Here is a 20,770-nt window from a genome sequence, read left to right as displayed (position 1 = left end):
CAAAATATTATAATTTAATGTATTATGAACTTATGAGAAATTAAGGAGGCATTAATATGTGGAGAGAAAAAGTAGCAGAATATGAAACACAAATGATTGAAGACTTAAAAGGCTTATTAGCGATAGAAAGTATTCGTGATGACAGTTTAGCGGATGCAGAAAACCCTGTTGGTCCTGGGCCGAGAAAAGCTTTAGAATATATGTATCGTTTGGCAGAACGTGATGGTTTTAAAACGCATGATGTTGACCACATTGCTGGCCGCATTGAAATGGGTAAAGGTGAAGATTTATTCGGTATTTTATGTCACGTTGACGTTGTGCCAGCAGGTAGTGGTTGGGATACGAATCCATTTGAACCTGTTGTAACAGAAGATAAAATTATTGCACGTGGTACTTTAGATGATAAAGGACCATCAATTGCAGCATACTATGCTGTTAAAATTTTAGAAGATATGAAAGTGGATTGGAAAAAACGTATTCATATGATTATCGGTACTGATGAAGAGTCAGAGTGGAAATGTACAGATCGTTATTTCCAAACGGAAGAGATGCCGAATTTAGGTATTGCACCTGATGCAGACTTCCCACTCATTCATGGTGAAAAAGGATTTACAGCATTTGATATCATCCAAAATTCAGATGAAGTCAGTGACAGTGAACCTGCAGTTGAATTAAAGGTCTTAAAATCTGGTGAAAGATACAATATGGTACCTGACTTTGCTGAAGCTAAAATTTTAGTAAAAGAGCAAGTTTCACATGTTATTCAACAATTTGATGCTTTCTTAAAAGAACACCAATTAACAGGTTCACATACGGTTGATAACGGTAATGTTGTATTAACAGTTGAAGGTAAATCTGTTCATGGTATGGAACCATTTAAAGGTGTAAATGCCGGTCTTTACTTAATTCATTTCTTAAATACATTAGATTTAGATAAAAAAGCAAAAACATTCGTAAACTTTGGTGATACGCAATTATTTGAATCACATTATGGTGAAAAAATGGGAATGGCCATTGAAACGCCTGAATTAGGTAAATTAACGACGAATATCGGTATTATTTCATATACAGATGTTGACGGTGGTCAATATGGTGTGAACTTACGTTATCCAAATACATTTGATTTCGAAACACGTATTGAAGCTTATAAAAAAGAAATCAGTAAAGATCATTTTGAAATCGTTGTAAACAAACATCAAGTTCCACATTATGTGGATAAAAATGATCCATTTATTCAAAAGTTATTAAAAGCTTACCGCAATCAAACAGGAGATATGACTGAGCCATATACGATTGGTGGCGGAACTTATGCAAGAACAATGGAAAAAGGTGTTGCATTCGGTGCAATGTTTAAAGACTCAGAAGATTTAATGCACCAAAAGAATGAATACATTTCTAAAAAACAATTATTTGATGCAACTGCAATTTATTTAGAAGCAATTCATTCAGTATGTGTAGAAGGTGAGTAATTTAATGATATTTTTTAATGGGAATTATGTAGAACAAGCTCATGCTGAAATTACCGATCGTGGCTATCAATTTGGTGATGGTATTTATGAAGTCGTTCGTGTTTATAATGGCCAATTATATACAGCTCAAGAACATTTTGAACGTTTATTAAGAAGTGCTGCTGAAATTCAAATGGACGCAAAATATTCAGTAGAAGAATATATTGAAATTTGTCGTCAACTGATTGAAAAGAACCAAATTGAAATGGGGAATATTTATATTCAAGTGACACGTGGTGTTGCACCAAGAAATCATCCATTTCCAATTCCATCTGTAGAACCAACCATCTTGTTATATGCTTATGCATCAGCACGTCCTGAAAAAGGCTTAAAAGAAGGCGTTAAAACGATTACTGCGGAAGATATCCGTTGGTTACGTTGCGATATTAAAAGCTTAAATTTATTAGGGAATGTATTAAATAAACAAAAAGCTGTAGAACACGGAGCAACGGAAGCCATTCAAATTCGTGATGGTATTGTAACAGAGGGTGCTTCAAGTAACGTGTTTGCTATTAAAGATGGTACTGTGTACACGCATCCTGCAAACCATTTAATATTAAATGGAATTACGCGTTTAGAGATTAAAAAAGTATGTGCGTCTTTAAATATTCCGTTTGTTGAAGAAGCATTTGAATCATCGTTCTTATTTGAATGTGATGAAGTATTTATTTCAAGTACGTCTCTTGAAGTAACACCAGTTATTCAAATTGACGATACGATGATTTCAAATGGAACCCCTGGTAAAGTTACACAAGCGATACAAGATGGATTTGTGGCAAACATTGGTATTCAATAGATATCTGATTTGAAAGTGTTTTCATAAATTTTTCGCTTGAATTATCTCTTAAAAGGTTATAAAATTTAATCAAGTCGTTAAATCGAAAGCTAGGCTCTTTTAAAGAGCCTTTTCTTTTTTCTAGAGTGGGGGTGAACATGTTGGAACATTTCTATCAGCTAGGTTGGACATTAGATTCAGCTGGTGGTGCTTCTGGTGAAGCATATATGGCAGAGCAAGACGGCCGTAAGTTATTTTTAAAGAGAAATTCAAGTCCGTTTCTTGCTGCGCTTTCCGCTGAAGGAATCGTACCGAAGCTTGTTTGGACGAAGCGTATTGAAACAGGAGAAGTTGTCACGGCACAACATTGGAAAAATGGACGCTCGTTAACACATGAAGAAATGTATTCACAACGTGTTGCTAAACTCCTCAAAAAAATTCATCAATCTAAACCACTTTTAACCATGTTAAAACGTATGGAAATGAAACCGATGTATCCTGAATTGTTACTTAAAAAGATCAATTCATCTTTATCAAGACAAGTATTAACACATCATGTTATTAGACGTGCATTAACGTATTTAGAAGATCATATGCCTAATTTAGATCCTAGATTTTATACGGTGTGCCACGGTGATGTGAATCATAACAATTGGTTGTTATCTGATCAAGATGAATTGTTTTTAGTGGATTGGGAAGGTGCAATGATTGCAGACCCGGCCATTGACTTAGGTATGATCATGTATACATATCAACAAGGTGATTTATTTGAAGCATGGTTAAAAGAATATGGTGCAGAATTGACCATTGATTTACAAAAGCGCATGAAATGGTATACCATCATTCAGGCCATTGCAATGGTTGAATGGTATGAGGAGAAAAATCGTTATCAAGATATGAATGAATGGATCCAGTTTTTGAATGGTGTGTTGCACCAAAATCCATTTATTTAGAGGAGAAAATTAATGAGAATGAGAAATAAACCGTGGGCGGAAGATTATCTTTTATCCCACAGTGATATTGTAAGTATTGATTTGTCACGTAAAGGTGAAATACAATCTTGGTTTAATAAATCACAACCCATTCATATTGAAGTAGGTAGTGGTATGGGACGTTTTATTACAGAAATGGCTAAAATGAACCCACATATTAATTACATTGGTATTGAACGTGATAAAAACGTGATGATTCGTATCGTAGAAAAGGCTGTTGAACAAGGCATTGAAAACTTAAGATTATTAACAGTTGATGCTGAACATTTAACGGATATTTTCGGAGAAGGTGAAGTTGATAGAGTATACTTAAACTTCTCAGATCCATGGCCAAAAACACGCCATGCAAAACGTCGTTTAACACATGCGAATTATTTAAGTATTTATAAAGCCATCTTAAAATCAGATGGTGAAATTCATTTTAAAACAGACAATCAACAATTATTTGAATTCTCAATTGAAAGTATGAGTCAATTTGGAATGAAATTAAAAAATATTAATTTGAATCTTCACGAGAATGAGCCTGAAGATAATATTAAAACAGAATATGAAGAAAAGTTCTCAAACAAAGGATTTAGAATCAATCGTTTGGAAGCTTCGTTTAACTAGTCGGGTGCATACCTGGCTTTTTTTGTATATTAAAATTGGCGATTCATGGTAAAATAAAAGAAAGTTTGGAGGGGTAGCGATGTATGATTTTAATCAAGTAATTGACAGAACAAATACGAATTGTGTTAAATATGATGCAATGGATAGTATTTACGGCACCAATGCTTTACAACCATTCTGGATTGCGGATATGGATTTACCCACTTTTCCGGGTATTACAGAAGCCATTCAAAAAAGATTAACGCATCCAATCATCGGTTATTCAACCTATCAAACCAATGATTTCTTTTCGCCAATTAAACATTGGTTTCAAACAAGGTTTGATATCAACGTTTTAAAACAAGATATTGGTTATGCACCAACAGTATTATTTACCATTACAGAAGTTATACGAATGTTAACGAATGAGTTTGATGGGATTATTGTGAACACACCTTCATATAACGCATTTTTAACTTTAATTGAAGGTAATAAACGCATGGTTGTTGAAAGCCCATTAGAATGGTGTGAAGATCGTTATGAAATGAATTTCACGCATTTTGAATATTTATGTCAAATGCCACAAAACAAAATCTTTATTTTATGTAATCCTCAAAATCCAACAGGCAAAGTATTTACAAATAAAGAGTTATTAAAGATTGTGGAAATTTGTGAAAAGAATGATGTTTTTATTATTGCGGATGAAATTCATATGGACTTTGCAAGAAAATCAAAACATATTTCTATGGCAAAGATGATGCCAACATACGATAAAATTTTAGTAACAACATGTCTAGGAAAATCATTTAATATTTCAGGAATGCAGCACAGTTACTTTATTACAAAGGATCACTTTGTTAAAGAACGCTTGAACCAACAAATGATGACTGTGTATGGACTGTTTGGTGCAAATCCTTTAATTATACAAGCTGTTAAAGCTGCATATTTAGAAGGACATGACTATATTGATGCATTAAATGCACACATTGAAAATAATATGCAAATCATCGATGATTATATTCACCGACATTTAAATCATACATTAGAGTTTCATCAACCTGAGGGGACTTTTTTAGCGTGGATTGATTTTAGAAAGAGTGGATTTTCAGAAATAGAAGTGTTTGAAGCACTGAAATCTATTGGCCGTATTGCCATTGGTGAAGGTAGTATTTATGAAATGCATGAAACGACGCATTTTAGATTGAATGCGGCTGTACCAGAATCGGTACTTCTAGAAGGATTAGATCGTATTAAACTCACATTTGAAACATTATACAAAAAAAGAAATCAACATTAGTTGATTTCTCTAGTTTCAATCATATCACCTGTATACGCATCGATTGTAAATTCATATTCGTGTGTAGCATTAGAGATACCACCTTTATAAACGAGTGACTCGTGTGATAAGCGTGTCACTTTTTGTGGTGTATGAACAATGTAACTCGTTTCAACATGATTAAATGCATCCTTTGCAATTTGCAAAGCTTGTTCTGGAGAAATAATTTCTACACGTTTTTTGTTAATTACATAAAAAAGGATTGGGATAAAAAGTAATAATAATAAAGTATATCTTTTATAATTTTTATTCATCTGATTAGTCCTTTCTTGTTTTTTACATTTTACCATATAAGGAGTGATTTTGTTGAAAGATATTATTGAACATATGAAATGTTTAACGGAAATGCATGGTGCCCCTGGACATGAATATTTAATTCGTGATTATTTAAAAGCACATATGGCACCGCTTGCAGATGAAGTGATTCAAGATAACTTAGGTGGGATTTTCTTTGTAAAGAAATCTAATAACCCAAATGCAAAAAAAGTACTAATAGCGGCACACATGGACGAAGTAGGATTTATGGTGACACAAATATTAGACAATGGTTTATTAAAGTTCATCGATATTGGCGGATGGAGTACGGATGTATTGCTCAGTCAACATATGAAAGTATTAACGAAGAACAAAGATGAATTAAGCGGTATCATTTCAAGTGTGCCAAAGCATTTCCAAACAGGAGATTCAAAATTGCCAAAAATAACTGAAATGTTATTAGACGTAGGTGCAACAAGTAAAGAAGAAGTAGTCTCAATGGGCATTCGTATAGGGGACCCAATTGTTCCGAATGTATCATTTAAACAATTAACGAAAGACCGTTATTTATGTAAAGCGTGGGACAATCGATATGGCTGTACAATCATCATCGATATTTTACAATCGCTTAAAGATGTATCATTGCCATTTGATTTATACATCGGTGCCAACGTTCAAGAAGAAGTTGGTTTACGTGGTGCAAAAGTATCAAGTCATATTATAAAACCTGATATTGCATTTGTTGTGGACTGCTCTCCAGCAAATGATTTAATAGGAGATAAATCTGGTGAACTTGGTAAAGGTACGTTACTAAGATTTTATGATCGTGCAATGCTATTACAACCAGCATTTAAAGATTATATGCTTGAATTGTTTGATCAACATGAAGTGAAATACCAATACTATGTTTCACCAGGAGCGACGGATGCTGCAGAAATACAAGTTGCGAATGATGGTATTCCATCAGCTGTTATTGGTGTCCCTGCGCGATACATTCATTCAAGTCATTCTATTTTTGATATTAAAGATTACATTGCTGCAAAGTCTGGCTTTATGCATTTATTGAAAGATTTAACGCCTGAAAAAATTCAATATTTAAAAGAAAATTAATACGTTACACTGTTATGATTTATTAATACTCAAATTCAAATTTCGAATTTGAGTATTTTTTTGTTGACTTCATTTCAAAATAGTATAGAATAATGTTTATTCCGAGTAAAATACTAAGATTAAAGTTGAGGGTAAAAGAATGAAAAAATTAGTTACAGTTGCATTAGCATCATCAGTATTATTAGCTGCATGTGGATCAAATGACTCAAAAGAAGTAAAGAAATCAGACGATAAAACATTAACGATTGGTACAGAAGGTACTTATGCGCCATTTACATTCCATGATAAAAAAGGGAATTTAACTGGATACGATGTAGAAGTTGCAAAAGCAGTAGCAAAAAAAGCAGGTTACAAAGTGAAATTTGTTGAAACACAATGGGATTCAATGTTCTCAGGTTTAAATTCAGGTCGCTTTGATACTGTTGCGAACCAAGTGGGTATTAATGAAGAACGTAAAGCGAAATACAAATTCTCAAAACCTTACACATATTCAAGTGCAGTATTAGTAGTTCGTAAAAATAACGATGACATTAAATCATTTGATGATGTGAAAGGAAAAAAATTAGCACAAACTTTAACATCAAACTATGGCAAATTAGCACAAAGTAAAGGTGCTGATATTACTCAAGTTGAAGGATTTAACCAAGCGATGGAAATGGTATTATCAAATCGTGTTGAAGGTACGTTTAATGAAAAATTGTCAGTATTAGATTACATGAAACAAAAGAAATCAGCTGATGTAAAAATCATTAATGGTAACGCAGAAAAAAGTCAATCAGGTTTTGTTTTCTTAAAGAAAACGGATGATAAGAAAATTGAAGACATCAATAAAGCAATTGATAGCTTAACAAAATCAGGTGAGTTATCGAAAATAAGTAAAAAATGGTTTGGTGAAGATGTTTCAAAATCTTAATCCAGAGCAATTACATGCATTAGAAGCAGCGAAACAAGCCTTTATGCCAATGTTGATTGGACTATTGAAATATTCAATTCCAATTACAATTGTGGTATTTATGATTGGTTTTGTTATCGCAATTTTAACTGCATTAGCTAGAGTATCACACAAGAAATGGTTGAAAATACCAGCGAGTATTTATGTTTCTATCATCCGTGGAACACCAATGCTTGTACAATTATTTATTATTTTCTTTGGTATTCCTGAAATCGGTCGTTTAGTAACAGGGAATCCAGATGTACAATGGACATTACCGTCAGTGACTGCAGCCATTATCGGTTTAAGTTTAAATGTTGGTGCTTATACATCTGAAATCATTCGTGGAGGTATTATTTCAATACCGAAGGGTCAATCAGAAGCAGCTTATTCTATTGGCATGAGCGAATGGATGACGATGAAACGAATCGTCTTGCCACAAGCAATTCGTGTATCCATTCCTGCGTTAGGCAATACATTTTTGAATTTATTAAAAGATACTTCATTGCTAGGGTTTATTTTAGTCGCAGAAATGTTTAGAAAAGCTCAAGAAGTGGCGGCCACAACATATGAATTTTTATCGATTTATTTATTGGTCGGATTAATGTATTGGATCGTTTGTTTCATTGTGTCATTTTTCCAAGGTAAATTCGAAGCGAAGATTGAAAGGAAGTATCAACGATGATTTCAATTCAAGCATTAACAAAACAATTTGGTGATAAGCCAGTATTAAAAGGTATTGATTTAGAAGTAGCAAATGGGGAAGTTGTTGTATTGATTGGTAGAAGTGGATCAGGTAAAACAACGTTGTTACGAACAATGAATGCACTGGAGTTACCAACTTCAGGTACAGTGACAGTGGATGGGTTAAGTTATTCTTCAAATAATAAAAAATCACAAATTAACGTGAGACAAAAATCTGGCATGGTCTTTCAAAACTTTCAGTTGTTTCCACATATGACGGCGCTTGAAAACGTAACAGAGGGCTTAGTACAAGTAAAAAAAATGAATAAAAAACAAGCAACTGAAATTGCGATTGGATTACTTGAGAAAGTAGATTTATTACATGTTAAAGATCAATATCCAATTCAATTATCAGGCGGTCAACAACAACGTGTCGGTATCGCGAGAGCGCTTGCGATGAATCCAAAAGTGATGTTGTTTGATGAACCGACTTCTGCACTTGACCCAGAGTTAGTACAAGATGTATTAAAAGTCATTCAAAACTTATCTGAAGAAGGAATGACAATGGTCATTGTGACCCATGAAATGCAATTTGCAAAATCAGTAGCCGATCGCATTGCATTTGTTCATGATGGTATTATCGAAGAAATAGGTACACCAGAGGCTATTTTTAATCATCCACAATCTGAACATTTAAAGCGATTTTTAAATGTGATTAATGCTTAAATGGTTCATAATATTTTAATTTAATATTAATTTCGGTCAACTTTTGAATGTAATATTCATAAGTTGGCCGTTTTTTCAATACTTGTATTTAACTTTTATTATAATAGAATAGATAAAAATAAAAGTAAAAAGGGGTTTAAAATGAAACAATTATTAAATCGTTGGTTCATAAGTGGGATGAGCTATATGGCTCTTGGTCTTTTTTCAAGTTTAATTATAGGTTTGATTTTAGAAACGATTGGCATTCAGTTAAAGCCTTATTTTGATACAAGTATACTGATTGATATCGGTAAACTTGCAAAACAGTTCACCGGTGCAGCTGTTGGAGTTGCTGTTGCATATGGATTAGGTGCAAAGCCAATGGTCATTTTTTCATCGGCTGTAACGGGGATGTATGGCTATGAATTAGGCGGTGCAGCAGGTACATATGTCGTCAGTTTAGTTGTAAGTGAACTCGGTCGATTATACAGTGGGAAGACAAAAATAGATATCTTATTAACACCACTTGTAACATTGATTGTTGGTGCAATCATTGCGAAAGTAGTTGGTCCCTTTATACAAACTTTAATGTTAAAGTTAGGAGCATTTATTACGTTTTCAGTAGATCAACAACCAATGCTAATGGGTATTTTGGTTTCATTAATATTCGGTTTAACTTTATCAAGTCCAATTTCTAGTGCTGCCCTTGCATTAATGTTAAATATTGAAGGTACCGCTGCAGCCGCTGCGACAATTGGTTGCTGTTGCCATATGATTGGTTTTGCAGTAACAGGTTATAAAGACAATGGTATTGAAGGCGTTATTGCTCATGGTATCGGTACAAGTAAAATCCAAATACCAAATTATTTAAAACATCCATTTATTTTAGTGCCGCCAGTGATTGCAAGTATATTAGTTGCACCTATAATGACCGTTTTTTGGCCAATGAAAAATGTGGCAGCAGGTGCTGGTATGGGGACAAGTGGATTGGTCGGTCAAATCATGACCATAAAAGCAATGGGGAGTTCGATGCAAGTTTATTTACAAATCGCACTTTTTCACTTTATACTACCAGCAGTAGTGTGTTTTATCCTTTATCGAATATTGTATAAAGCACAAATTATTAAATCAGGAGATCAATTGATTCCTACAGGAGGTAACAATGAAACAATTAAAACAACTAAGTGATTTTAATACTCTTATTCAAAATAAGACAATTGTAATGTTTACAGCTTCATGGTGCCCAGATTGTACTTTTATCGCACCACATTTAGATGACATTGAAAATTCATTTAAAGATTATCAATTCATCTCTGTAGATCGTGATGCATTTATGGATTTAGCCATTGAACATGACGTTATGGGCATTCCGAGTTTTGTAGCTTTTAATGAAGGTAAAGAAATTGGAAGATTCGTATCTAAAGATAGAAAAACAAAAGAAGAAATTATTGCTTTCATAGAACAATTATAAGAATAAACATGAACTTAAACGGGAAACGGCTGTTTCCCGTTTTGTTTTGGCTAGTGCTTTTGTAAAGGGCATATTTATTGTACAATAGAAGTTATGTAAGGAGTGGCAAAATGAATGTTTTTGAAATGAGAGATGCACTCATTGCATCTTTAGATTTAAATGTCGTGCGCTATCAATATGATAGAAAAGAAGAAACATTAAGAGTTGAGCGACTGGACAATCAAAAAGGGTTAACAATTAAATTAAGTCCAGTCGTTGCAAAATATAAAAACAACCCAAAGATTGTGGATGAGGTTGCATATTATATCGAAGCATCGATTCGAGCAATGAAAGCACAATCAGTTGCTGGCATCGACCAGAAAAAGATTATGCCCGTTATTCGTTCTACAAGCTTTAAAAAAGAAGCAGAAGGTAAGGCATTAGTGATTACTGAGCATACTGCAGAAACGAACATCTACTATGCAGTAGATTTAGGAGATACATATCGATTAATAGATGAATCAATGCTATCTGAACTTAAATTAAGCAAAGAGGATATACATACTATTGCATTATTCAATGTTTTAAGACTGGATATGTCTTATAAAACAGATACAGTTAGTGGTAATACGTTTTACTTCTTCAATAAAAACGATGGATATGATGCTTCTAAAATATTAAATAAAAAGTTGCTTCAAGAATTTAAATCACAAATTACTGGTGAAATGATGGTTTGTGTACCTCATGGGGATTTACTTTTAATTGCAGATATTCAAAATGAAACTGGATACGATGTATTAGCGCAAATGATGATGCAATTCTTTGCTAATGGATTAATTCCAATTACATCTTTATCATTCCAATATGAAAATGACCAATTAACACCGGTATTTATTTTAGGTAAGAACAATGCAAAGAGAGATAAGGCAGCCATTGAACGCATTGAAGCTAATAGAAAACGATTTGAAGCGGAAAAACAAAATAAAAATCAATAAATACATAAAAATCTTACATACATAGGAGAATTATCATGAATATTTTTTACAATGAAAAAGTTGGCGACTACTTATTTATTACAGTTGAACCTGTGTCAGGACCATTTGAATATGAAACAAATGGTGATATCACTACAATTAAAAAAGATAATAAAGTTGTAGGATACAACGTAAAATCAGTGAAAGATGCATTACCTTTAGATGAGCAAGGTCAAGTGACATTAACAGAAGCATTTATCGAAAAATTAAATGCAGTGCTTTTAGAAAAAGGATTAGAAAAGCCTTTAGAAGTTGATTTATCACCGAAATTTGTTGTAGGTTTTGTTGAAACGTGTGAAAAGCACCCAAATGCTGATAAATTAAATATTACAAATGTGAATGTGGGTACAGAGACGTTACAAATTGTTTGTGGTGCAAAAAATATCGCACAAGGTCAAAAGGTTGTTGTTGCCAAAGTAGGCGCTGTAATGCCAAGTGGTATGTTAATTAAAGATGCTGAATTACGTGGTGTGCCTTCAAGTGGCATGATTTGTTCTGAACGTGAATTAGGTTTAACGGATTCAGAGGAGAAAAAAGGTATTTTAGTATTAGATGATCAATATGAAATTGGTCAAGATTTCTTTAAAGCGATAAAAGGGTGATGAGATGAGTTGGTTTGATAAATTATTTGGACCGAATGAGACCACATCACATAGTAATGAAGCAGACATACCAGTTGATACGAATGATGTGTATAAAAGACCAAAAGGGAAATTTAGATTCCCTTTAAATGTGGATAATGTACGTGTAAATCATGAACAAAAGGAACATATTGAAGATCATCATTCACATCATCAACAGATTCAAAAACCAGAATATGAGCATGATACGTCAGGTTTCGTAAGTGACTATGTGCCGAGAAGACAAAGAAGGCGTGAAAAAAATGGTACCTTCAACTCAGAAAGCCATCGTGATGCTGTAACACCTTCATATCAACCTAAAAGGCAAAAGACGACTTACGAGTCAATGACAGAACCAAAATATCAATCTTATGTACCTAAAAGAGAAAAACCTAAGTTTACTTCTAAAGATTATCAAGTACATAAACCGATATTTAAGGCTTCGGAAGTGCCAAGTGCGATTTATGGCACTAAAAAGCCTCCGGAAAATCGATCAATATTTCAACCTGTGAAGAAGTTAGAAGGTCAAAAGGCGATTGAAAAAAGACCTGAAACACCGACATATCGTAAAGAAGACAATACCGTAAATATAGAAAATATTTATGCGTCACAAATTGTCGCTGAAATTAGAAGAGAGCGTGAAAAGAAATTAAGACGCCAAAAAGAGTTTCAGGAGAATCGTGAACGTATTAAACTTCAAGAATCTGAAATTGAGAAAATGATGCAACAAAAAGATGATGTTGAACGTATTGAGACTGAAACACCATTACAGATTCCACATGAACCAAAGCAACATTTACCACTTGAAACTCAAGAATTTAAAGAAGAACAAGCAGTAGTGTCGACACAAGAAACGCCAGTTGAAAATGAAGTCAAAATGGTTGAAGAAGATAATGAAGTCATTGCTTTAACAGATGCAGATTTGGTTAAAGTCGATGAACCAGAAGTTACAAATGAATTCATTGAAGAAAATGTGACATTTGAAGAAGTGCAAGATGATGAAGTCGCTAATTTAGAGTTAGATACGATTGATGTATATGATGATTTATCAGAGGATACATCATTTGATGATGTCACATTTGAAGAAATGGATACAGATGATATTCAAGAAGAAACGAACTTTGAATCAGATGATAATACATCATTTGAAGACAATGAACATCAACAAAACAATGTATCACCTGTAGAAGATACATATCATGATGTTGCCCTTTCAAGAGCTATAGAAGTGCAGAATAATGAATTTACGGGCAATATTAAAGATGTGAAGTCTTTAGAACCGGTATTGAAACCAGTTATGAAAGAGCGCGTTTCTCCGTTTAATGTTGTGATGACACCAAGTGACAAGAAAAAATGGATGGAAGCGAAACGTAAGATAAAAGAAAATCAAGATATTCCAAATCAAGTTACTGCGAAACCATCCGTTGTTGAAGTGGCAACAGATGAATCGAATGTAACGAACGCACTCACGGATCAAAACACAGTACCACCTAAAACTGAAGTTGAACAACCTATTCAAAAGGTGCAACAGACTGTAGAACAAAAAGAAAAGAAACGCATTGGACCCAAATATCTATTACCACCTGTAAGTTTATTGCGTCCTGAAGATAAAATGACCTTTGATCAAGAAGCGATTGATGAGCAAGCTGCTCAATTGAATGATGCTTTTTATCATTTTAATGTCCCTGCAACTGTTGAAAATGTTGTTGTAGGACCATCTGTTACAAGGTTTGAATTATCTGTTGAAAAAGGTGTTAAAGTAAGTCGTATTACGAACTTACAAGATGATATTAAAATGGCACTTGCTGCTAAAGATATTCGAATTGAAGCGCCAATACCTGGTACAAGTTTAGTTGGTGTGGAAGTACCTAATAAAGAAACACGTAATGTTAATTTAAGTGAAGTACAACTTAGTAAGAAATTGAAGTTTGCTGAATCTCATTTAAGTGTTGCTTTAGGTGTGCGTATTAATAACGAACCAATGATTATGGATATTGCGAAAATGCCACACGGATTGATTGCTGGGGCAACAGGTTCTGGTAAGTCTGTAGCAATTAATTCAATTTTAGTATCACTTTTATATCGCAATAACCCAAATGAATTAAAATTATTATTGATTGACCCTAAAATGGTAGAACTTGCACCTTACAATGATTTACCACATTTAATCGCACCTGTGATTACAGATGTGAAAGCTGCTACAGAAAGCTTAAAATGGGTTGTTGAGGAGATGGAACGTCGTTATAAAGTGTTTGCTGATTTACATGTTCGAAATATTACAGCATACAATCAAAAAGCCGCATATCAAGATAGAATGCCAAAGATTGTTGTAGTTATTGATGAATTAGCAGATTTAATGATGGTTGCACCTCAAGATGTTGAACATGCCATTGCGCGTATTGCTCAAAAAGCAAGAGCATGTGGTATTCACTTAATCCTTGCAACGCAAAGACCATCTGTAAATGTGATTACTGGTTTAATTAAAGCGAATGTACCGACACGTATTGCGTTTATGGTATCTTCTCAAGTTGATTCAAGAACGATTTTAGATGTTGGTGGAGCAGAAAAATTGCTAGGTAATGGTGATATGCTGTACCTTGGTAATGGAATGAATAAACCAATAAGAATACAAGGTTGTTACGTATCAGATGATGAAATTGATCAAGTTGTTCAATATGTGAAGTCTCAAGGTGAGCCGAATTACTTATTCCAACAAGAAACATTGTTGAAAAAAGTATCAGAACAACCAAAAGATGAACTGTTTGATGAAATATGTGATTATATGATTGATGAAGGTCATATTTCAACATCATTGATTCAAAGACGATTCCAAATTGGATACAATCGTGCTGCACGTATCGTAGATCAATTAGAAGAACTCGGTTACATCAGCGGTCAAAATGGATCTAAGCCGAGAGCAGTGTTAATCACTGAAAAACAATCAGAGTATTAATAAGGAGTGTAAACATGTTATATCATTTTGTAGGAATCAAAGGTTCAGGAATGAGTGCTTTAGCTCAAATCTTATTTGATATGGGTGAAACAGTACAAGGTTCAGATATTGAAAAAGAATTTTTTACTGAAATTGCTTTACGCGATAAAGGGATTAAAATCTTGCCTTTTAATAAAGAAAATATTCAACCGGGTATGAAAGTCATTGCTGGAAATGCATTCAGTGATGACCATGAAGAAATTGTGGCAGCACATGAATTAGGTTTAGAAGTCGTGAGATATCATGACTTCTTAGGTCAATTTATGAATGAATTTATTTCTATCGCTGTTACAGGTTCACATGGTAAAACAAGTACGACAGGACTTTTATCTCATGTAATGAATGGTGCTAAGAAAACATCATTTTTAATTGGTGATGGGACGGGTATGGGCTTACCGAATAGTGAGTACTTTGCATTTGAAGCGTGTGAATATCGCCGTCATTTCTTAAGCTATACACCAGATTATGCTATTATTACAAATATTGACTTTGATCATCCGGATTATTTTGCATCAATGAGTGATGTATTTAATGCATTCCAAGAAATGAGTCGCAAAGTTAAAAAAGGCATTGTCGCTTGTGGTGATGATGAAAACTTAAAAGATTTAAATGCATTAGTGCCAACTTATTATTATGGATTTAATGAAGATAATAAAGTCATTGCTAAAAATGTAGAGTCATCTGAATTAGGTACTTCATTTGATGTTTACATTGATGGTGAATTTTATGAAAGATTCACAACACCGATGTTTGGTAATCATCAAGTTTTAAATGCATTAGCGGTAATTACGATTTGCTATTTAGAAAAGTTAGATATTATTTTAATTAAAGATGCATTACAAACTTTTGGTGGTGTGAAACGCCGTTTTGCTGAGAAGAAACATCAAAATCAAATTTTAGTTGATGATTATGCACACCATCCAACAGAAATCAAAGCAACATTAGAATCGGCAAACAAAAAATACCCAACTAGAAAAATTGTTGCAGTGTTCCAACCACATACGTTTTCTAGAACACAAGCTTTTTTACAAGATTTTGCTGACAGTTTAAAACCTGCAGATAAAGTATTTTTATGTGATATCTTTGGATCAGCACGTGAGGCAAGTGGTGAATTAACAATTAAAGATCTACAAAATTTAATTCCAAATGCTTCATTAATTACTGAAGAAACAGTAGCTGATTTGAAAGCATTTGAAAATGATGTCATCATCTTTATGGGTGCTGGTGATATTCAAAAAATTCAAAAAGCATATGAAAATTTAAAATAGTTTGATAAGATTGTATTGAATATGTTTTAACGTTTAATCATCGGGGTAATTTAAGAATATCAACAAGAAAAATGGAGGCGTTATTATGGAATGGTTATTACCAGTAGCAGGCATTGTGGCTGCAGTAGCATTTTTAATTTTATGTATTGGCATCGTTGTAGTTTTATTATCAGTTAAGAAAAACTTAGATCACGTTGCAAAAACTTTAGACGGTATCGAAGGTCAAGTTCAAGGGATTACGCGTGAATCAACAGATTTATTACATAAAACAAATCGTTTAGTAGAAGATGTTCAAGACAAATCATTACGTTTAAATGCAGTTGTCGATGCAGTTAAAGGTGTTGGTACAACAGTACAACATTTAAATTCTTCAGTAGACAATGTAACAAGTTCAATTACACACAACATTTCTCAAAACGAAGAGAAAATTTCTCAAGTCGTTCAATGGTCAAATGTTGCGATGGAATTAGCTGACAAATGGCAATTACGTAAAGAACGTCGTAATGCACCAAACTTTAAATCAGCACCATTAAATGAACAAGTTGTAAAAGAAGATATTCAATAAAATATTTAGTTTAATGTGTGAAATTAAGGGAATGTACTTTATATAAAGTACATTTCTTTTTTTAGGAGGCAATAATATGGAAACTTACAATAGAGATTTACATACACATACTGTGAAAGAATATGAAATGAAGAAAAATACATTACAAAGAGATTTAACAATAGGGATTAGTTTAGGATTATTTGTAGGATCTGTTATTGGTTTAATGGTTGCACAAAAATCAGGTAAAGCACTGCAACAAGATATCGGTGATAAATTTGTTGATATTAAAGATAAATTAGAACAAAAACAAAATCAAACAAATCCAGAAATTAAAGCACAACAAGATGCAATTAAAAAAGAAGTGAATAATGATCAATTAAAAGAACCAATTGCGATTGTTGATAAAGAATTGCCAATTAAGGAAGAGGCAGAAGAAGAACGTAAAAAAACAATTATTGAAACAGAAACTTTAAAGCAACAAACAAAATTAAACAAATAAATTTAAGCTTATGATAAAATAGTAGTCATTGTACTACTATTTTTTTTGAGGTGAATTATGAGCGAATTAAATCAATTACGTGAACGTATTGAAACGATCAATATTGAATTGTTAAAGTTATTATCAGAAAGAGGCGAAATCGCTAAAAAGATTGGTGTAGAAAAGCGCAAACAAGGCGTTAATATTTATGATCCTGAGCGAGAAAAAGATATGCTAAATCAATTGATTGATTTAAATGAAGGGCCATTTGATGATAATGATATTAAACAATTGTTTAAAGAGATTTTTAAAGCCTCAACAAAATTACAACAATCAGAATCTGAGAAACATTTATTAGTTTCTAGAAGGTTAAAAGAAGAAGACACGATTGTCGAGTTTAAAAATAAAGCCATTATTGGTGGCGAAGAAAAGATTTTTGTCTTTGGACCATGTTCGGTAGAATCTTATGAGCAAGTAGAAGCAGTTGCTAAGAACTTACATGCGAAAGGTGAAAAATTTATTCGCGGTGGCGCATTTAAACCAAGAACATCACCATATGACTTCCAAGGGTTAGGTAAAGAAGGATTAGAAATTTTAAAGTCAATTGGAGAAAAATATGATTTAAACGTTGTATCTGAAATTGTACATCCTGCGCATTTTGAACTTGCAGATCCGTATGTAGATGTATTCCAAATTGGTGCAAGAAACATGCAAAACTTCGAACTATTAAAAGAAGTTGGTAAAACGAACAAACCCGTATTATTAAAACGTGGTTTAAGTGCAACAATTGAAGAATTTATATATGCAGCAGAATACATTTATGCACAAGGAAACAAAAATATCATTCTTTGTGAACGCGGTATTAGAACTTATGAAAATGCAACAAGAAACACATTAGATATTTCGGCAGTACCGATTTTAAAACAAGGCACACATTTACCAGTATTAGTTGATGTGACGCACTCAACAGGCCGTAAAGACATTATGTTACCAGTTGCTCGCGCAGCAATCGCAGTTGGAGCAGATGGTGTAATGGCTGAAGTACATCCAAATCCTGAACTTGCATTAAGTGATAGTGCACAACAAATGAATATTAAAGAGTTTGATGCATTTTATGAATCAGTTAATGCATTTAGAATGAAGATGTAATTCATTAAATAGTATCATTTAAAAAAAATAATAAATATTAAATTTCTAAGATAAATAGAATTTGAAAATATTAGTAGAGCAATTGCTCTGCTAATTTTTTGTATAAAAGCATTGTTTAATTTTTTAATCTTTATTAATGAAAACTAAATGAAAACGTGCTAGAATAATAAATAAAACGATTACAATAATGGAGGCAATTATGACAATTACAATATATGATGTCGCAAGAGAAGCAAATGTATCAATGGCTACAGTTTCTCGTGTTGTTAATGGAAATCCTAATGTGAAACCAGCAACTAGAGACAAAGTCAATGAAGTCATTAAACGATTAAACTATAGACCGAATGCAGTTGCAAGAGGATTGGCAAGCAAGAAGACAACAACTGTTGGTGTGATTATTCCGGATATTTCAAATATTTATTATTCAGAACTAGCACGTGGTTTAGAAGATATTGCGACAATGTATAAATATCAAACGATTATTTCGAATTCAGACAATGATGAGCAAAAAGAAAGAGAAATATTCAATAACTTATTATCGAAACAAGTAGATGGTATTATTTTCTTAGGTGGTACTTTATCAACTGAAACAATTGAAATGATCAATTCAACAAGTGTGCCTGTCGTTATCTCAGGTTCACAAGATCAAGCATCAGTATTACCATCAGTTAATATTGACTACAAAAAAGCAGCTGAAGAAATTACAGAAAAATTAATTCAAGATGGTGCGAAAAAATTTGCATTCGTTGGTGGAGGCTATTCAGTCAAAGCACATCATGATGTATTAGAAAGCATGAAATCTGTATTGAATAAACACCAAATTAAATTTAATGAAGATGCTGTTTATATTGGTAAAGAAAAATATTTAGATGGCGAAAAAGCATTCGAGCAAATCCATAAAGAAAAACCAGATGCAGTATTATGTATTAGTGATGAACAAGCAATTGGTATCGTACATAAAGCGATAGATTTAGGATTAAAAGTACCTGAAGATTTACAAGTCGTGACATTCAATAACACACGATTAGTACATATGGTACGACCTAAATTATCAAGTGTGAAACAACCATTATACGATATAGGTGCAGTAGGTATGCGCTTATTAACAAAATATATGAACGATGAAAACATTGAAGATAAGCATGTTATATTGCCATATTCAATTGATTACCGTGGCACAACAAAATAAGTAAGGTGAGGCATAGCCTCGCCTTTATTTTATATTGAGGTGAAATGATGAAGATTCAAGTTTTACAATATGAAGTGGTATTATCGGATTTTGAGGCAAACCAACAAAAAATAATTCAATTAATGCAACAAGTTGATGAAGATACAGATATCGTTGTAATACCTGAAATGTGGAATACAGGATATGCATTAAAGACACTTGATCAATATGCTGATGAAGACATTAAGAAGAGTTATGCTTTTATTGCACAATTGGCTAAAGAAAAACATGTGAATATTATTGCAGGTAGTGTTTCAAATAAGAAAGATAGTGCAATTTACAATACAGGATTTGCAGTGGATCGAAATGGGCAACTATTACATCAAACGGATAAAGTGCATCTAGTACCAATGTTAGATGAACATTTATACTTAAAAGGCGCTTCATCTTTACCACATGCGTTTGAACTTATGGATACTAAAATGGGACAAGTAATTTGTTATGATTTGAGGTTTCCTGAAGTGATACGTCAGCCAATCAAAGAAGGCGCGGAAATTATCTTTGTTGTGGCACAATGGACGAGTAAACATGCAGTGCATTGGTCTAAATTATTACAAGCAAGAGCTATTGAGAACAGTTGCTTTGTGATAGGATGTAATGCAGTAGGACCAATTGAATCATTACAAGGAGCAACATATTGTGGTGAATCAGCAGTGGTCAATCCATATGGAGAAGTCATTGCAGCATTAGACGACCAAGAAGGAATTCTTACCGTAAATATAGATTTTAATGAAGTCGGTATGCAGCGTCAAACAGTCCCAGTGATAGATAATATGAGACGTGATTTGTATTAAAATAGCTATATAAGATGAGCCAGTGACACGATTAATGTGTCACTGGCTCATCTGTCGTTCACACTTGAGCTACAGAATTGTCTGTGGCTCATCTGTCGTTTGCACTTGAGCTGCAAAATTATCTGTGGCTCATTTGTCGTTTGCACTTGAGCTGCAGAAAGATCTGTGGCTCATCTGTCGTTTGCACTTGAGCTGCAGAATCGTCTGTGGCTCATTTGTCGTTTGCACTTGAGCTGCAGAAAGATCTGTGGCTCATCTGTCATTTGCACTTGAGCTACAGAATTGTCTGTGGCTCATCTGTCGATTGCACTTGAGCTGCAGAATCG

At 33.4% G+C, this 20,770-nt stretch carries 20 protein-coding genes and 1 pseudogene; 20 read left to right on the top strand and 1 reads right to left on the bottom strand.

Annotation, left to right across the window (positions count from 1 at the left end; translation table 11 throughout):
• The first annotated feature begins 56 nt into the window (after positions 1 to 56).
• The 5 genes from pepV (at position 57) to ER639_RS06245 (ending at position 5,160) form a co-directional block, all read left to right on the top strand.
• A complete protein-coding gene (pepV, locus tag ER639_RS06265) occupies positions 57 to 1,469 on the top strand; it encodes a dipeptidase PepV (protein WP_129064916.1) in 1,413 nt (470 codons plus the stop codon).
• A gap of 4 nt (positions 1,470 to 1,473) precedes the next feature.
• On the top strand, positions 1,474 to 2,304 hold the full coding sequence (dat, locus tag ER639_RS06260; protein WP_129064915.1) for a D-amino-acid transaminase: 831 nt from the start codon (positions 1,474 to 1,476) through the stop codon (positions 2,302 to 2,304).
• A gap of 140 nt (positions 2,305 to 2,444) precedes the next feature.
• Positions 2,445 to 3,236 carry a phosphotransferase family protein gene (locus ER639_RS06255; protein WP_129065014.1) on the top strand — a complete coding sequence of 264 codons (792 nt, stop codon included), beginning with the start codon at positions 2,445 to 2,447 and terminating at the stop codon, positions 3,234 to 3,236.
• Between the two features lie 12 nt (positions 3,237 to 3,248).
• Positions 3,249 to 3,884, top strand: a complete 636-nt coding sequence (gene trmB / locus ER639_RS06250; RefSeq protein WP_129064914.1) for a tRNA (guanosine(46)-N7)-methyltransferase TrmB — start codon at positions 3,249 to 3,251, stop codon at positions 3,882 to 3,884.
• Positions 3,885 to 3,963: 79 nt separating this feature from the next.
• Positions 3,964 to 5,160, top strand: a complete 1,197-nt coding sequence (locus tag ER639_RS06245) for a MalY/PatB family protein (protein ID WP_129064913.1) — start codon at positions 3,964 to 3,966, stop codon at positions 5,158 to 5,160.
• On the opposite strand, the gene ER639_RS06240 is transcribed toward ER639_RS06245, so the two are convergent.
• Entirely contained in the window at positions 5,157 to 5,453 is a 297-nt protein-coding gene (locus ER639_RS06240) for a PepSY domain-containing protein (RefSeq protein WP_164993373.1), read from the bottom strand. The genes ER639_RS06245 and ER639_RS06240 overlap by 4 nt on opposite strands.
• 73 nt (positions 5,454 to 5,526) lie before the next feature.
• Here ER639_RS06240 and ER639_RS06235 point away from each other — a divergent pair, with 73 nt between their 5' ends.
• From ER639_RS06235 to ER639_RS06165, 15 genes and pseudogenes are all read left to right on the top strand, one after another.
• The gene (locus ER639_RS06235) at positions 5,527 to 6,564 is read left to right on the top strand and encodes a M42 family metallopeptidase (protein WP_129065013.1); all 1,038 of its coding nucleotides are present in this window, start codon (positions 5,527 to 5,529) and stop codon (positions 6,562 to 6,564) included.
• Between the two features lie 139 nt (positions 6,565 to 6,703).
• Positions 6,704 to 7,477 (top strand): amino acid ABC transporter substrate-binding protein, encoded by a 774-nt coding sequence (locus ER639_RS06230; RefSeq protein ID WP_129064911.1) that lies wholly within the window; start codon positions 6,704 to 6,706, stop codon positions 7,475 to 7,477.
• Positions 7,461 to 8,180 carry an amino acid ABC transporter permease gene (locus ER639_RS06225; RefSeq protein WP_129064910.1) on the top strand — a complete coding sequence of 240 codons (720 nt, stop codon included), beginning with the start codon at positions 7,461 to 7,463 and terminating at the stop codon, positions 8,178 to 8,180. The genes ER639_RS06230 and ER639_RS06225 overlap by 17 nt, the downstream gene beginning before the upstream one ends.
• A complete protein-coding gene (locus tag ER639_RS06220) occupies positions 8,177 to 8,905 on the top strand; it encodes an amino acid ABC transporter ATP-binding protein (protein ID WP_129064909.1) in 729 nt (242 codons plus the stop codon). Before ER639_RS06225 ends, ER639_RS06220 begins: the two co-directional genes overlap by 4 nt.
• 141 nt (positions 8,906 to 9,046) lie before the next feature.
• Positions 9,047 to 10,072, top strand: coding sequence for a PTS sugar transporter subunit IIC (locus ER639_RS06215; RefSeq protein ID WP_129064908.1), 1,026 nt, complete (start codon positions 9,047 to 9,049; stop codon positions 10,070 to 10,072).
• A complete protein-coding gene (locus ER639_RS06210) occupies positions 10,047 to 10,355 on the top strand; it encodes a thioredoxin family protein (protein ID WP_129064907.1) in 309 nt (102 codons plus the stop codon). Before ER639_RS06215 ends, ER639_RS06210 begins: the two co-directional genes overlap by 26 nt.
• A gap of 110 nt (positions 10,356 to 10,465) precedes the next feature.
• A complete protein-coding gene (locus ER639_RS06205; RefSeq protein WP_129064906.1) occupies positions 10,466 to 11,329 on the top strand; it encodes a DUF1444 family protein in 864 nt (287 codons plus the stop codon).
• A gap of 35 nt (positions 11,330 to 11,364) precedes the next feature.
• Complete coding sequence (ytpR, locus tag ER639_RS06200) at positions 11,365 to 11,970, top strand: YtpR family tRNA-binding protein (protein ID WP_129064905.1); 606 nt, start codon at positions 11,365 to 11,367, stop codon at positions 11,968 to 11,970.
• A gap of 595 nt (positions 11,971 to 12,565) precedes the next feature.
• Positions 12,566 to 14,941 (top strand): annotated as a pseudogene (locus ER639_RS06195) (DNA translocase FtsK); the annotation flags it as partial.
• Between the two features lie 14 nt (positions 14,942 to 14,955).
• The gene (gene murC / locus ER639_RS06190) at positions 14,956 to 16,248 is read left to right on the top strand and encodes a UDP-N-acetylmuramate--L-alanine ligase (RefSeq protein WP_129064903.1); all 1,293 of its coding nucleotides are present in this window, start codon (positions 14,956 to 14,958) and stop codon (positions 16,246 to 16,248) included.
• 85 nt (positions 16,249 to 16,333) lie between these two features.
• Positions 16,334 to 16,813 carry a DUF948 domain-containing protein gene (locus ER639_RS06185; protein ID WP_129064902.1) on the top strand — a complete coding sequence of 160 codons (480 nt, stop codon included), beginning with the start codon at positions 16,334 to 16,336 and terminating at the stop codon, positions 16,811 to 16,813.
• A gap of 76 nt (positions 16,814 to 16,889) precedes the next feature.
• Positions 16,890 to 17,294, top strand: a complete 405-nt coding sequence (locus ER639_RS06180; protein ID WP_129064901.1) for a YtxH domain-containing protein — start codon at positions 16,890 to 16,892, stop codon at positions 17,292 to 17,294.
• A gap of 57 nt (positions 17,295 to 17,351) precedes the next feature.
• Positions 17,352 to 18,422: a bifunctional 3-deoxy-7-phosphoheptulonate synthase/chorismate mutase gene (locus ER639_RS06175; protein ID WP_129064900.1), complete on the top strand. Its 1,071-nt coding sequence runs from the start codon at positions 17,352 to 17,354 to the stop codon at positions 18,420 to 18,422.
• A 199-nt stretch (positions 18,423 to 18,621) separates the two neighbouring features.
• Entirely contained in the window at positions 18,622 to 19,611 is a 990-nt protein-coding gene (ccpA, locus tag ER639_RS06170; RefSeq protein ID WP_129064899.1) for a catabolite control protein A, read from the top strand.
• Positions 19,612 to 19,658: 47 nt separating this feature from the next.
• A complete protein-coding gene (locus ER639_RS06165) occupies positions 19,659 to 20,444 on the top strand; it encodes a carbon-nitrogen family hydrolase (protein WP_129064898.1) in 786 nt (261 codons plus the stop codon).
• Positions 20,445 to 20,770 lie beyond the last annotated feature (326 nt).

The sequence above is a fragment of the Macrococcus sp. DPC7161 genome, assembly GCF_004117835.1.
In the GTDB taxonomy this organism is placed as follows: domain Bacteria; phylum Bacillota; class Bacilli; order Staphylococcales; family Staphylococcaceae; genus SDSC01.
Note: the sequence above shows the minus strand (reverse complement) of the source record. Positions and strands in the feature narration are given on the sequence as shown.